This is a genomic window from Caulobacter sp. 17J80-11 (assembly GCF_014349105.1).
Taxonomy (GTDB): Bacteria; Pseudomonadota; Alphaproteobacteria; order Caulobacterales; family Caulobacteraceae; genus 17J80-11.
This window is the reverse complement of the sequence record NZ_JACSJI010000003.1, coordinates 270,511-284,520: the sequence shown is the minus strand read 5'-3', so window position 1 is coordinate 284,520 and position 14,010 is coordinate 270,511. Positions and strand designations below refer to the sequence as shown.

Annotated in this window: 12 protein-coding genes and 2 tRNA genes; 8 read left to right on the top strand and 6 right to left on the bottom strand. The window is 69.4% G+C overall.

Annotation, left to right across the window (positions count from 1 at the left end):
• Position 1: 1 nt before the first annotated feature.
• The 5 genes from H8B08_RS05455 (at position 2) to H8B08_RS05435 (ending at position 4,233) form a co-directional block, all read left to right on the top strand.
• Positions 2-78, top strand: a tRNA-Pro gene (locus tag H8B08_RS05455).
• A 63-nt stretch (positions 79-141) separates the two neighbouring features.
• A tRNA-Pro gene (locus H8B08_RS05450) sits at positions 142-218 on the top strand.
• Positions 219-371: 153 nt separating this feature from the next.
• Positions 372-2,162, top strand: coding sequence for a signal peptide peptidase SppA (gene sppA / locus H8B08_RS05445; RefSeq protein WP_187449179.1), 1,791 nt, complete (start codon positions 372-374; stop codon positions 2,160-2,162).
• A 51-nt stretch (positions 2,163-2,213) separates the two neighbouring features.
• On the top strand, positions 2,214-3,611 hold the full coding sequence (locus H8B08_RS05440) for a sulfotransferase (protein ID WP_187449178.1): 1,398 nt from the start codon (positions 2,214-2,216) through the stop codon (positions 3,609-3,611).
• A 118-nt stretch (positions 3,612-3,729) separates the two neighbouring features.
• Positions 3,730-4,233, top strand: coding sequence for a hypothetical protein (locus tag H8B08_RS05435; RefSeq protein WP_187449177.1), 504 nt, complete (start codon positions 3,730-3,732; stop codon positions 4,231-4,233).
• 69 nt (positions 4,234-4,302) lie between these two features.
• Here the strand turns inward: H8B08_RS05435 and H8B08_RS05430 are convergent, their stop codons facing one another.
• Positions 4,303-7,272, bottom strand: a complete 2,970-nt coding sequence (locus tag H8B08_RS05430; protein ID WP_187449176.1) for a TonB-dependent siderophore receptor — start codon at positions 7,270-7,272, stop codon at positions 4,303-4,305.
• A gap of 299 nt (positions 7,273-7,571) precedes the next feature.
• Between H8B08_RS05430 and H8B08_RS05425 the strand changes: the two genes are divergently transcribed.
• On the top strand, positions 7,572-8,117 hold the full coding sequence (locus H8B08_RS05425; protein WP_187449175.1) for a hypothetical protein: 546 nt from the start codon (positions 7,572-7,574) through the stop codon (positions 8,115-8,117).
• A gap of 57 nt (positions 8,118-8,174) precedes the next feature.
• Positions 8,175-8,579 carry a TIGR01244 family sulfur transferase gene (locus H8B08_RS05420; protein ID WP_187449174.1) on the top strand — a complete coding sequence of 135 codons (405 nt, stop codon included), beginning with the start codon at positions 8,175-8,177 and terminating at the stop codon, positions 8,577-8,579.
• A gap of 114 nt (positions 8,580-8,693) precedes the next feature.
• On the opposite strand, the gene H8B08_RS05415 is transcribed toward H8B08_RS05420, so the two are convergent.
• Positions 8,694-8,846, bottom strand: a complete 153-nt coding sequence (locus tag H8B08_RS05415) for a hypothetical protein (RefSeq protein WP_187449173.1) — start codon at positions 8,844-8,846, stop codon at positions 8,694-8,696.
• A gap of 66 nt (positions 8,847-8,912) precedes the next feature.
• Here H8B08_RS05415 and H8B08_RS05410 point away from each other — a divergent pair, with 66 nt between their 5' ends.
• Entirely contained in the window at positions 8,913-9,806 is an 894-nt protein-coding gene (locus H8B08_RS05410; RefSeq protein ID WP_187449193.1) for an MBL fold metallo-hydrolase, read from the top strand.
• Here H8B08_RS05410 and H8B08_RS05405 read toward each other — a convergent pair.
• From H8B08_RS05405 to H8B08_RS05390, 4 genes are all read right to left on the bottom strand, one after another.
• Positions 9,788-10,099 carry a YciI-like protein gene (locus tag H8B08_RS05405; protein WP_187449172.1) on the bottom strand — a complete coding sequence of 104 codons (312 nt, stop codon included), beginning with the start codon at positions 10,097-10,099 and terminating at the stop codon, positions 9,788-9,790. The genes H8B08_RS05410 and H8B08_RS05405 overlap by 19 nt on opposite strands.
• Positions 10,096-10,869, bottom strand: a complete 774-nt coding sequence (locus H8B08_RS05400) for a DUF1499 domain-containing protein (protein ID WP_187449171.1) — start codon at positions 10,867-10,869, stop codon at positions 10,096-10,098. The genes H8B08_RS05405 and H8B08_RS05400 overlap by 4 nt, the downstream gene beginning before the upstream one ends.
• A 7-nt stretch (positions 10,870-10,876) precedes the next feature.
• Positions 10,877-12,511, bottom strand: coding sequence for a long-chain-fatty-acid--CoA ligase (locus H8B08_RS05395; protein WP_187449170.1), 1,635 nt, complete (start codon positions 12,509-12,511; stop codon positions 10,877-10,879).
• Positions 12,512-12,594: 83 nt separating this feature from the next.
• A complete protein-coding gene (locus H8B08_RS05390; RefSeq protein ID WP_187449169.1) occupies positions 12,595-13,983 on the bottom strand; it encodes a bifunctional aminoglycoside phosphotransferase/ATP-binding protein in 1,389 nt (462 codons plus the stop codon).
• Positions 13,984-14,010 lie beyond the last annotated feature (27 nt).

Sequence of the window (14,010 nt, the reverse complement as noted above, 5' to 3'; positions counted from 1 at the left end):
TCGGAGTGTGGCTCAGTCTGGTAGAGCACCGCGTTCGGGACGCGGGGGTCGCAGGTTCGAATCCTGCCACTCCGACCATCTAATTCCCGCCGAAATGGCCGCCCGCCCGGGGCGGCCTTTTCGTTTCGGCGAGAGTGAAATCGGAGTGTGGCTCAGTCTGGTAGAGCACCGCGTTCGGGACGCGGGGGTCGCAGGTTCGAATCCTGCCACTCCGACCATTTCCCTCCGAAATCGCCGCCGCCGTGCGCGCGACTTTTCTGCCCCAGCCGCGGTTGAAAGCGTAGCCGGCTCGCCCCTTGCGCGCTCTTCATTTGACCGTGGCGCACGCTCCGTTAAGGTTCAGCCAGGCTGAGAAAGGCTGGGACCGCGCCATGAAGCAGTTCTTTATTACCGTAGCCGGCGTGTTCGCCGGCCTCGTGCTGTTTTTCGTCGTCCTGCCGTTCCTGCTGATCGCGCCGATCATCGCCGCGGCCAGCGCGCCCAAGGAGCCGACCACGCGCGCCGCCGTGCTGCAGCTGGACCTGCGCGAAGGCCTTTCCGACCAGCCCTCGACCAATCCGTTCGCCGCCTTCTCGGGCGAGCCGGACTCGGTGCTCGACGTGATCGAGACCCTGCGCCGGGCCGAGAAGGACAGCCGGGTGAAGGCCCTGTTCGTGCGCCTGCCTGAAGGCGGCATGGCCCCGGCCAGCGCCGAGGAGCTGCGCCAGGCGTTCCTGCACTTCCGCGCCGCCGGCAAGCCGGTGGTCGCCCACAGCCAGGGCCTCTACCCGTCGGGCATGGTCGTCTCGACCTACATGCTGGGCGCCTCGTCCGGCGAGCTGTGGATGCAGAACAACGCCTCGTTCCAGGCCGTGGGCCTGGCGACCGAGGAGCTGTTCTTCAAGCGCGCCTTCGACAAGTACGGCGTGAAGGCCGACTACGAGCAGCGCTACGAGTACAAGAACGCCCCCAACCCCTACCTGCAGTCCGACTTCACCCCGGCCCACCGCGAAGCGACCCTGGGCTGGATGACCGGCGTCTATGAGAGCGCCCTGAAGGCCGTCGCCGAAGACCGCAAGCAGGACGTCAAGAAGCTGCGCGCCACCCTTGAAGGCGGTCCCTGGAGCGCCGAGGAAGCGCTCTCCAAGGGCCTGATCGACAAGGTCGGCCAGGTCGAGGAAGCCGAAGCCGCCATCCTGGCCCGCGCCGGCAAGGGCGCCGAGATCGTCGAGTTCGACGACTACTCCAACGGCCGCGACGCGGACGTCGGCAAGGGCAAGTCGACCGTCGCGGTGATCGGCGGCGAGGGCGCCATCATGACCGGCCGCAGCGGCGGCGGCGATCCGTTCGGCTCCAGCTCGGCGATCTATTCCGACGACGTGGCCGACGCCTTCTACGACGCGATCGACGACAAGAACGTCAAGGCCATCGTCTTCCGGGTCTCTTCTCCGGGCGGTTCGGACACCGCCTCCGAGCAGATCCTGGCGGCGGTGCGCGCGGCCAAGCGCGCCGGCAAGCCGGTGGTGGTGTCCATGGGCACCTACGCGGCTTCGGGCGGCTACTGGATCTCGTCGGACGCCTCGGCCATCGTGGCGCACCCGTCGACCCTGACCGGTTCGATCGGCGTGTTCGGCGGCAAGTTCGTGCTGGGCGACGCGCTCGGCCGCTTCGGCGTCGACATGCGCGGGATGAGCGTGGGCGGCGACTACGCCAGCGCCTTCGACGGCGCCCAGGGCTTCGACCAGGCCCAGCGCGCCGCCTTCTCGCACTGGATGGACACCATCTACGACAACTTCGTCACGCGGGTCGCGACCGGCCGCAAGCTGCCGGTCGAGCGGGTGCGCGAGATCGCCAAGGGCCGGGTGTGGACCGGCGCCCAGGCCAAGGAACTGGGCCTGGTGGACCAGCTGGGCGGCTTCTACGACGCCGTCGCCCAGGCCAAGGCCCTGGCCAAGATCCCGGCCGACGAGGACGTCCGCCTGAAGCGCTTCCCGGCGCAGAAGAGCCCGTTCGAGGCGCTGTCGCAGGCCTTCGGGGTCAGCTCGACCTCGGTGCGCGCCCTGGCCGCGGCCGGCTGGCTGCTCGGCGACCCGCGCGCCGAGGCGGCCATGGACAGCCTGGTCGAGGCCCGCATGCGCGAGCGCGGTCAGGCCGCAGTGATGGCCCCCCGTCCGGTCGGCTAAGACGGCCCGTCACCTTCGTCCTGGAGTAACGCCCTGCGTACCGGATCCGGCTTGAGACCCCCCGCCCCCGCGGTCGACATCGACCGCGGGGTTGCGGATGCGGTGGGGCGGCTCGCCCAGATGCGTCTGGTCGCCGAGCGCACCGCGCGCGCCAACCCGCGCGACGGCATGGCCCTGAACGCCGTCGGAAACGCCTATCGGATGACCGGGGCGCACGACCTGGCGCTCGGCTTCTTCCGCCTGGCCGCGCAGCTGCAGCCCGGCGTCGCCGAACACCACTATCAGCTCGGCGTCTCGCTGCAGTTCGCCGGCGAGTTCGACGAGGCGGCCCGCGCCTTCGAGCGGACCCTGGCGCTCAGCCCGACCCAGCACCAAGCCTGGTTCTCGCTGGTCTCGGTGCAGAAGCAGACGCCCGAGCGCAACCACCTCGAGCGCCTGGAATCCCTGTTCGCCGGCCCGGATCCCGACGGCATGCGCACGCTGCACGTCGGCCACGCCCTGGCCAAGACCTACGAGGACCTGGGCGAGCCGGTCCGCTCGTTCGAGTGGCTGCAGAAGGCCAAGGCCGTCAAACGCCGCCGCTCCGCCTACGCCTGGGCGCAGGAACGGGTCCTGTTCGAGGCCGCCAAGCGGACCGCCGAGACCACGGCCTCGACCGCCCCGGGCGATCCGTCCGGCGAGCCGATCTTCGTGGTCGGCCTGCCGCGCACCGGCACCACCCTGGTCGACCGCATCATCTCCAGCCACCCCGACGTCGCCTCGGCCGGAGAACTGGGTCACTTCCCGCTGGTCGCCAAGCGACTGGCCGGCACGCCGGGCCCGCTGTCGATCGAGCGCCCCACCTTCGAAGCGCTGGGGCGCGTCGACCTCGCGCGGCTGGGCCGGGCCTATGTCGACAGCACCCGACCCCTCACCGGCCACACGCCCCGTTTCGTCGACAAGGCGCCGATCAACGTCCTCTTCGCCGCCCTCATGCACCGGGCCCTGCCGAACGCACGCGTGGTCTGCGTGCGGCGCGATCCGGTCGACGCCTGCGTCAGCAACTTCCGGCAGATCTTCCCGACCGTTCATCCGTACTACGACTACGTCTACGACCTGCAGAACACCGCCCGTCAGGTGGCGTTGTTCGAGGACCTGGCCGAGCACTGGCGCGCGGTGCTGCCGGCCGAGCGCTACACCGAGATCCGCTACGAGGACCTGGTCGAGGACCAGGAAGGCGAGACCCGGCGGCTGCTGGCCTTCTGCGGCCTCAGCTGGGACGAGCGCTGCCTGGCCTTCCACGAGAACAAGGCGGCGGTGGCGACGCCCAGCGCCGCCCAGGTCCGGGCGCCGATCTACAAGAGCTCGATGGGCCGCTGGCGGCGCTACGGCGATCTGGTCGCCCCGGCGGTCGAGATCCTCGCCCGCGCCGGCCTGGTCGAGGCCGACGGCTCCCCGCGCCGCCGCTAGACACGCGTCCGGCGACACGCTTTCAGGCCCGCGCCCCGGCGCGGGCCTTTTCGCATCCGCGGGAACCTTCGCCGTCGCCGACAGCTTGAGCGTGCGCACGCGCGGAAGGAGCCGGCCGATGATCGTCCTGGGATTAGCGCTCGCCCTGGCCGCCGCCGCGGGCGCCGAGACCACCCCGATCGCGACCCGAAACGCCGTCCTGGACCAGGCCCTCGCCTGCCGCGGCCTGGCCGACACGGCCGCGCGGGCCGCCTGCTACGACGCGGCGATCGACGCCCTGGCGCAGGCGCAGGCGCGCGGCGAGGTGGTGGTGGTCGACGCCGCCCGGGTGGAGGCGACCCACCGGGAGGCCTTCGGCCTGACGCGGCCGCCCGCCCCGCCCCTGGCGGTCAAGCTCGCGCCGATCGAGGACGTGTCGCTGACCGTGGCGCGCGCCTGGCGGGCGGCGGACGGCGACTGGATGCTGGCTATGAGCGACGGGCAGGTCTGGCGCCAGATCGACGGCCGCTTCGCCCGCGCGCCGCAGCCGGGCTTCGTCGCCGAGATCAAGCGCGCCGCCCTGGGCAGTTATCTGATGCAGGTGGACGGCCAGACGGCCGTGCGGGCCCGCCGCGAAAAATAGGGCCGCAGGCACGAAAAAAGGCGGCGGGCCGAAGCCCGCCGCCCCCGTTCGATCGGTAAGGATCGCTTCTTAGAAGCGGACCTTGCCCGAGATCGAGAAGGTACGACCCAGCACGCGGTAGACCTGCGGGTCGGTGTTGGCCTGCGAGAACAGACCTTCCGTGGTCTGCGGCGCCTTTTCGTCGAACACGTTGCCGACGAAAGCCGTGACCTGGAAGTTGTCGGTCATGTCCCAACGGGCCGACATGTCGATGTAGCTGGCTTCCGGCTGTTCGTTGCCGAAGCTGGAGCTGGTCATGGTCGGCACGTAGCTCCAACGGCCGAACAGGGTCCAGTCGCCGATCATGTAGTAGGCCGAGAAGGCCGACTTCCACTCCGGCAGGGCCCCGCCGATCGAGGCGAAGGTGTAGCCGACGTACTCGGTGTCACCGATCTTGTAGGAGTCGATCAGCGACAGCAGTTCGTTCAGGCGCAGGCGACCCTTCATGCCCACGTCTTCCATGTCGAGCGACCACTCGGCCTGGATGTCCCAGCCCTTGGTGCGGTAGCTGCCGACGTTGTCGCGGGTCGTGTTCACGAAGTCGAGCTGACCGGTGACCGGATCGCGGACGACGCGAGCGCAAGCCGCGGCGTTGGCGCCCGGCGTGGTGGAGCTGTAGCACTGGTTGATCCAGTACTGAGCGCCCAGCGACTGCACGGCATCCTTAATCTCGATGTCGTAGTAGTCGACGGTGGCGCGGAAGTCGCCCAGCGGGAACCAGTCGGGCTGGAACACGGCGCCGAGGGTCAGGGTCTCGGCGGTTTCCGGCTTCAGGCCCGGGTTACCGAAGGCGAAGGCTTCCACCTGCGAGTTGTTGGCGGAGAAGGTGGGCGAGTACACCACGCCCTGCGCCTGACAGTAGGTCTTCAGGACCGGGGTCAGGTTCGGGTTGGCCGAACGGCAGGGGTCGGTGAAGGACGGGAAGCCCTGGTCACCAGCCTGGAACAGTTCGAACACCGACGGAGCGCGGGTGGCTTCGTTGTACACGCCGCGGAAGCGCAGCCAGTCAACCGGAGCGTATTCGCCGCCGATCTTGTAGGTCCACACTTCGCCGATCGACGAGTAGTCCGAGTAACGCAGGCCCAGTTCCAGGCCGAAGTAGTCGGCGAAGTCCAGGTCCTTCAGCAGCGGAACCGAGAGTTCCGTGTAGAGTTCGCGGACGTCAACCGAACCGGCTTGGTCTTGAATGGCGTTGAAGCCGAAGATGTTGCCGGTGCGCTGCTCGTTGTCGACGCGGAATTCGGCGTCGGTGCCGCGGTATTCGAAGCCGAACACCGAAGCGATCGGGCCAGCCGGCAGCTCCATCAGGTCGCCACGGACGTAACCGGCCAGGCGGTGCTCCTCGACGTTGGTCGTCGCGAAGGTGTTCACGCGGATGAAGCTGGTCATCTCGTCGGTCAGGGTGTTCGGACCGAAGATGTCGAGCGGCACGCAGCCCGGCAGGGCGGAGGCGCCGAGCGGAGCGCCCGCGGCGGTCTGGCAGCCGGCCAGGCCCTGCATCAGCGCCGTCTTGTTGACGCTGTTCAGGCCGCGGCTGGTCAGGTGGTTCTGACCGTAGCTGGCGGTGACCGACCAATCCCAGTTGTCGTTGAACGAACCGTCGATGGTGGTCAGCATCGAGAACGAGTTGTTCTCGGTGAAGCCGTTACGGGTGCCGACCTCGTTGGTGCGGCGGTCCATGGTGAAGTTCGCGTTCGGGTTCGGACGCGACTGCAGGGCGGCCCACAGGTCCGGGTGAGCGGACGAGATCAGCGCCTGCATGGCCGGGGTCAGCGTGATCGACAGGCCGGTGGCCGGGGTCGGAGCCAGCTGAACTTCCGAGTTGCTGTTCACGTACGACAGCATCACCTTCGCACGGATGTCGTCCGTGATGTCGTAGGTGCCGGTCGTGGTGATGTTGAAGCGCTCGGCCGGGATGATCAGGTAGTTGTCCGGCGCGAAGTTGTAGCGCGACGAACCAGCCGCACGATCCGGCACGGCGCAGGCGCCGGCGGTGAAGCGCGGGGTCAGCTGGCCGCTGTCGTTGAACGACAGGTTGCCGCTGTTGACCGCGGCGACCGGAGCGGTGGCCGGGTTACAGTCGGTGTTGACGTTGGTGAAGCGCGGAGCCGTCGCCGGGTTGGTCGACAGGTTCTGGAACGGGTTGGCGCTGTTGTTCGTGATCCAGCCCCAGGCCGGGGTGCCCGAACCGCCGGAAGCCACGACGCCGCCGCCGGCCGCGATCGCCGCAGCAGCTTCAGCCGCGGTGTCGCAGATCGACAGGTTGCCCGAGCCGTCGTCGCAGACCGCGCCCGAGGTCTTCGAGAAGTCGTAGGCCGACTGCGAGACCTTTTCGCGGTTGTAGTAGGCGGCGTAGGCGGTCAGGTTGCCGCGGCCGTCGGCGAAGTTGCCGCCGAACAGGCCGTTGATTTCGACTTCCGGAGCGTTGCCGTCGAACGACGAGCCGTAGGTGGCGCGCAGTTCAGCGCCTTCGTAGTCGTCCTTCAGGATGAAGTTGACCACGCCCGAGATGGCGTCCGAGCCGTACACGGCCGAAGCGCCGCCGGTCACCACTTCGATGCGCTCGATCAGCGAGGCCGGAATGGTGTTGATGTCGACGGTGCCGGTGGTCGAGGAGGCGGGCACGCGCTCGCCGTTGACCAGGACCAGGGTACGGTTGGTGCCCAGGCCGCGCAGGTCGATGGTGGCGAAGTCTTCACCGCCGGCGTTGTTCGACGTGCGGGTGTTGCCCGGGATGACCTGCGGCAGTTCGTTGAGCAGGGTTTCGACCGACAGAGTCGCGGTCATTTCCAGCTGCTCTTGGCCGACGGTCGTGACCGGAGAGATTTCGGTGAAGTCCTGGCGGACGATGCGCGAGCCGGTGACGACGACTTCGTCGACGGTCGACTGGTCGCTCGCGGCGTCCTGCGCGTAGGCCGGCGCCGCCGCAAACGCGGCGAAGGCAGCCCCGCAGATCATCGTGGACGCCAACAGGCGGCCACGGACGGTTTGCTTATTCAACTTTCTTCCTCCTGAGCCCGACGGGGAAGGTCTTCTTGCAAGGACCTTCCGCCGCCGCGGCGACGTTGGCCCGTAGGCGTGACGCCCCCGGATACGGCCACGGTATGGCAGGCTACGTTCCGGTCAACGCCAAATTACTCGCGTGTAATCTGTTCGTCGCAGACCTGTCTCATCGCAGCCACAGGTTCGCCCCATTTCCGAAACCACGGCTCTTCGCTCCGGCTTGGGGCGTGGCCCGGTTGCACAGGGGCACGCCTTTCTCTTCAATGGGGGAGAGTTTCGGGGAAAGGCGTCTCTTCATGCGCGCGAACACCAAGATCATGGCGCTGGCGGCGGCTGGCGCCCTGCTGGCCGGGACGGCTCAGGCCGCGGCGCCGGCGCCGGCCCGGGCCGACCTGCTGCAGAAGCTTTCCGCCTGCCGGAGCCTGACCGAGGACGGCGCGCGACTCGCCTGCTTCGACGAAGCCACCGCGGCCCTGGACGCCGCCGAGAAGAAGGGCGACCTGGTGGTCATGGACCGCGGCCAGATTCGCGAGGCCAAGCGCCAGGCCTTCGGCCTGGAGCTGGGCGGAGCCTTCAAGATCTTCGACCGCGCCAGCGCCGACGGCGGCAAGAGCGAGGAGATCGACGAGGTCACGCTGACTGTGGCGCGCGCCTCACGCGACCGCGAGGGCCATTGGGTGCTGACCGCCACCGACGGCCAGGTGTGGCGCCAGATCGACGGCGAGCGTGTCAACGAAGCCCCGAAGCAGGGTTCGAAGATGGAGATCCGCAAAGCCTCGCTCGGCAGCTTCTTCCTGAAGGTCGACGGCCAGCGCGCGATTCGGGCGCGCCGCGAGCAGTAGCCGCAGGAACTCGTCGCGCGCCGCCCGCGGCGCGCGCAGATGCGTGAGGACGATCACATGACCGAGTTTCGCAAGGTCACCGATGGATTCTGGGTGTCCCCGCAGATTCGGCCGGACGACGTGCGCGCCGCCGCCGAGCGCGGCTTCGCCCTGATCGTCAATCATCGCCCCGAGGGCGAGGAGCCGGGCCAGCCCGCGGGCGAATCGATCGCCGAGGCCGCGCGCGCGGCCGGCCTGGCCTACGTGGCCATCCCCGTTCGCGGCCGGCCCACCGCCGAGCAGGCCCAGGCCACGGCCGAGGCCGTGGCGGCTGCTCAAGCACCGGTGCTGGCCTACTGCCGCTCGGGCACCCGGTCGATCGCGGCCTGGAGCCTGGGACAGGCCCTGGCCGGCGAGCGCACCCGCGACGAGCTGCTCGGCCTGGGCGCGGCCGCCGGCTACGATCTGGAGCCGTGGCTTTAGAGCGCGACAGCCGAAAGTGGATACCGGTTTCGGCGAATATCGCGCTCTAGCCTTGGAATTCCGAGCCTTTCGGTTTCGAATGGCCGCATTCGAAACCGAAAGGCTCAGGGCGCCTCAGCGTGTGACCGCCACGCGCACCGCGCCGTACCCGACGGCCGGCTCCGGCGTGCACGACGCCAGCACGAGATGCGCCGCCATGAGACACAGGAAGGCCGCGGCGGCCTTCTGGAGCCGATTCGAAACGAAAAGGGCGGCCGTGAGCGCCATGGGAGCCTCCGCAGCTTGGTTTACGAGTCGTAAATGCAAGCCCGGCGCCGCGGCGGAGCGGCCGGCGTGATCCCCTATGTGCGCCAGTTCGACTTCGCCTACGGGCGGGTCGACCAGGTCTCGCCGCGCATCCGCAGGGTGGTGGCCGAGAACCCCGGCCCGTTCACCTTCACCGGCACCGGCACCTACATCGTCGGCCACGGCGAGGTGGCGGTGATCGACCCCGGCCCGGCGCTCGATGCGCACCTCCAGGCCCTGCTGAAGGCGGTCGAAGGCGAGCGGGTGACCCACGTCTTCGTCACCCACACCCACCTCGACCACTCTCCCCTCGCCCGCCCGTTCGCGCGGGCGACCGGCGCGAAGATCTACGCGGCGCGGCCGCCGGGCGAGTCCGCCCATGCGGGCCCGCAACTGGAGGAAGGCGACGACGAAGCGTTCCGGCCCGACGTGGTGCTGACGGGCGGCGAGCGGTTCTGCGGCCCCGACTGGACCATCGAAGCTGTTCCCACGCCGGGACACGCCTCCAACCACATGGCCTTCGCGCTGGCGGAGGAGAACGCCCTGTTCCCGGGCGACCACGTGATGGGCTGGTCGACGACGGTGATCAGCCCGCCGGACGGCGACATGGCCGCCTACTACGCCAGCCTGGAGCGGGTCCGGGCGCGCGGCTTCTCGACCCTGTGGCCCACCCACGGGCCGCCGGTGACCGAGGTCGCGCCCTTCCTCGACGCCTACCTCGCCCACCGCAAGGCGCGCGAGGCGCAGATCCTGGCGCGGCTCGCGGCCGGCGACCGGACGATCGGGGAGATGGTGCCGGCGATCTACGCCGAAGTGGACAGGCGCCTGTGGCCTGCCGCGGCGCATTCGGTGCTGGCCCACCTGATCGGCCTGGTCCGCACCGGCCAGGTCGCCACCGACGGCGAGCCGGGGCCGGACAGCCTCTACCGGCTGGCGGGGTGAACCGGCGTCGCCGCGGCCTCGCCGGCCACGGTCGTCCATTCGCGCACGCGCCAGCCCGTCACCAGGCCCTCGACGACGTACGGATCGGCCCTGGCGAAAGCCTCGACCACCTCGCGCGACGGGGCCCGGAACAGCAGGACCGCGCCGTCGACCGGGTCGGCCAGCGCCCCGCCCAGCACCAGCTCGCCCCGTTCGGAGGCGGCCCAGGCCTTCTCCAGGTGGGCGTCGCGATAGGCCGGACGCCGGGCCAGGTAGTCGGGCCCGGCTTCGTAGAACAGCAGGAAGTGCTTCACTTGGACAGCGCCTGGACGATCTCGGTGACGCGCTTGCAGTTCATGCCCAGGTCCGAGACGCCCACGCGGCTGATCGAGCGCACGTCGGTGCGGGTGGGGCCCATGCGCACCACCACGTCGTCCTTGAAGCCGAACCAGGTGCTCTCGGCCGTGGCCTCGACCATCCAGGGAGCCGAGCCGAACACGGTCAGACCCTTGCTCTCCAGCACCTGACGCACGCGGTCGGCCGGCACCATCCGCGGGACCGGCTTGGCGCCCGGGCAGGTCTCGGCGTTGATCTCGGCCACCCGCCGCCCCGACCAGGGCGAGCCCGGCTTCACCGGCGCGCGCGGATCGTTCTCGACCGGGTTGGGCGCGCCTGCCCGCTCGCGCTTCATGAAGGCCTTGCTGAAGCCCGGCGGGTCGTTCCAGTCGGTGGACACGTCGTGGATCGGCGGAACCGACTGGGCCGTTTGCTTGAGGTGGAAGTAGCCGCCCAGCACCGCGGCCGGCAGCAGCAGGGCGATCAGGGCCGGGATCCCCAGGCGGCGAAAGTCGGTGAACGCCGCCAGCAAGGCCACCAGCCCCGTCGCCACGCCGATCATGGCCGCGGTCGAGGCCCAGCTGCGGGACATCACCCCGAAGCCGAACTTCCAGTCGAAGGCGCCCGCCTTGGTGCCGAGCGCGGCGACCACCAACAGGATCGGCGCGACCAGGCCGATCACCAACGCCAACCAGACGACCAGCCCGGCCGCCTTACGCCCCTTCGACTGTCGTTCGATCCGCGTCATGACCGCCTCACTTCACCGGTTCGGGAAGCCTGTGATCCTTGAACCGCTCCCGTAGAACCTTCTTATCGATCTTGCCGGTGGCGCCCAGCGGGATGTCGTCGACGAACACCACGTCGTCGGGCGTCCACCACTTGGCGATCTTGCCCTTCAGGAAGTCGAGGAATTCGTCGCGGTTGGCGCTCTCGCCGTCCTTCAGCTTGACCAGCAGCAGCGGGCGTTCGTCCCACTTGGGATGCGGCACGCCGATCACCGCGGCCAGGGCGGCCTTGGGGTGGCCGACGGCGATGTTCTCGATGTCGATCGAGCTGATCCACTCGCCGCCCGACTTGATCACGTCCTTGGACCGGTCGGTGATCTGCATGAAGCCGTCGTCGTCGATGTTGGCGACGTCGCCGGTGTCGAAGAAGCCTTCCTTGTCGAGGATGTGGCCGCCCTCGCCGTGGAAGTAGGCCCCGGCGATGAACGGGCCGCGCACCATCAGGTGGCCGAAGGTCTTGCCGTCGTGCGGCAGCTTCTTGCCGTGATCGTCGGTGAGCTTGAGCTCGACGCCCAGCGGCGGACGGCCCTGCTTCAGGCGGATCGGCATCTGCTGCTCGAACGGAAGGCTGGCGATCTCGGGCGTCAGATTGCAGACCGTGCCCAGCGGCGAGGTCTCGGTCATGCCCCAGGCGTGCACCACCTCGACGCCGTAGTCGTTCCAGAAGCTTTCGATGATGCTGGCCGGACACGCCGCCCCGCCGATGGTGACGCGCTTCAGCGTCGGCAGCTTCTCGCCCGAGGCCTGCATGTGCTGCAGCAGCATCTGCCAGACGGTGGGCACGGCGGCCGAATAGGTGACCTGCTCGGTGTCGAGCAGCTCGTAGATGGAGGCGCCGTCCATCTTGGCCCCGGGCATGACCAGCTTGGCGCCGACCGCCGGCGCGGCGAAGGCGATGCCCCAGGCGTTGGCGTGGAACATCGGCACCACCGGCAGCACCGAGTCCTTCACCGACACCCCCAGCACGTCGGCCTGCAGGCCGGCCAGGGCGTGGATGAAGTTCGAGCGGTGCGAGTACAGCACGCCCTTGGGATTGCCGGTCGTGCCGGAGGTGTAGCAGAGGCCGCAGGCGGTGTTCTCGTCGAAGCCGCCCCACGCGCACTCGTTCGACTGGTCGCGAACGACGCGCTCGTAGCAGTCGGCGCGCGGCAGCTTGGTCTGCGGCATGTGCCAGTCGTCGGTCATGACGACCACCCGCTCGACCGTCGGGCACTTGGCGATGATGGCTTCGAGCAGGGGCACGAAGGTCAGGTCGACGAAGATGACCTTATCGCCGGCGTGGTTGATGATGTAGGCCAGCTGCTCGGGGAACAGGCGCGGGTTCAGCGTGTGGCAGACCGCGCCGATGCCCATGATGCCGTACCAGCACTCCATGTGCCGGTGAGTGTTCCAGGCCAGGGTGGCGACCCGGTCGCCCAGCTTCACGCCCCAGCCCTTCAGCGCGTTGGACACGCGCTTGGCCCGGTCGTGGACCTCGGCGTAGGTCGTCCGCACGATCGGCCCTTCGACCGTACGTGTCACGATCTCCCGCTGGCCGTGCCAGTTCTTGGCGTGGTCGAGGATCTTGTCGACCGTCAGCGGCCAGTCCTGCATCAGGCCCAGCATCAGCAACCTCCCTGGCGCCGTCTCAAACGCAGCGCTCTGGAGGCAAGCTAGTTAGCTTATCAGTGATAAGCAACGCATGGGGATCATAGCCGTTTGCGCGCCCAGCCGATCGCGCCCGGATCGCGCGCCAGTTGAGCCTCCAGCACGGCGGCGTCGGCGTCGGAGGCGTCCCCGACCCGGGCGGACACCCGCGCGTGCATCACCTCCACCGGGGCCTCGAGCCAGACGCCGTCGAAGGAAACGCCGGCCTCACGGGCGAGCGCCTCGGCCGCCGAACGCTCTTCCGGCTTGAGGAAAACCGCGTCCAGCACCGTCGACCGTCCAGCCGCGAGACACAACCCAGCCTCGTGGAACATCTTCGCGTAGACCCGCTCGCTCTGCCCCGCCGCGTAGGCCTCGGGCGGCAGCCGGTCGAGCGCGCCCTTGTCCCACAGGCGTTTGCGGATCTCGTCGGAGCGCAGCACCACCGCGCCTGGAGAAGTGCCCAAACTGGGCGCCATGCGCCGCGCCCAGGTGGTCTTGCCCGAGCCGGACAATCCCCCGACCGCGCCGAGCGAGGCCGGCGCGGGCGCCAGGTGCGCGATCGCCGCGTCCAGGTAGCGGCCGGCCAGGTCGCGGTCCCCCATCTGGGCGGAGACGTGGCAGCGCACCGCCGCCCGCACCGACAGGAACAGCGGCAGGGCCCGAAGCCCCGTGAAGGCGGCGTCGCCGAAGCCGCGGGCGGCCTCGTCCAGCCAGGCGTTCATCACCCGGTTGGCCGCCTCGACCCGGCCGCGGAAGGTCAAGTCCATCAGCAGGAAGGCGAGGTCGTACAGCACGTCGATCTCGCTCAGCACGTCGCTGAACTCGATGCAGTCGAACATCACCGGCCGCCCGTCCTCGACGAACAGGTTGCCCAGGTGCAGGTCGCCGTGACAGCGGCGCGCCAGCCCTGCGCGCCGGCGCTCCTCCAGCAGGTCCTCGCAGTCGGCGAAGGCCGCCTCGGTGGCCGCCGCCCAGCGCTCGGTGCGCTCATGGCCCAGGTCCAGGGCGCGCACGATACCCGCGTTGGAATCCAGCACGTAGCGCAGGTTCGCGCCGCCCGGCGTCACCCTGGCCCCCAGGTGGAAACGGGCGACCGCGCGGCCCAGCTGTTCGGCCAGCTCGCCGTCCACCCGTTCGGGCGTGCGCGCCAGCACCGCGTCCTCGTCGAACCGGCGCATCTCCAGCACCGGCTCGCCCTCCACCTCGTCCGTGGCCAGATAGATTTCCGGCGCGGTCTCGCGATTGAAGGCCAGCTCGCGGCCGATCGCCCAGCGGCGCTTCTCGAGGGTGGAGAAGTCGAGATAGCCCAGGTCGACCGGCTTCTTCAGCTTGCGCGCGCGCCGGCCGGCCAGGAACACCACGGCGCAGTGGGTTTCGATGACGCGTTCGGCCTCCGCTCTCAGGCGGGCCTCGGCGCGGCGCCAGGCGGGATCTTCGACGAATTTCACGCCGGCGGGCTACCACGGCGTGGCCCG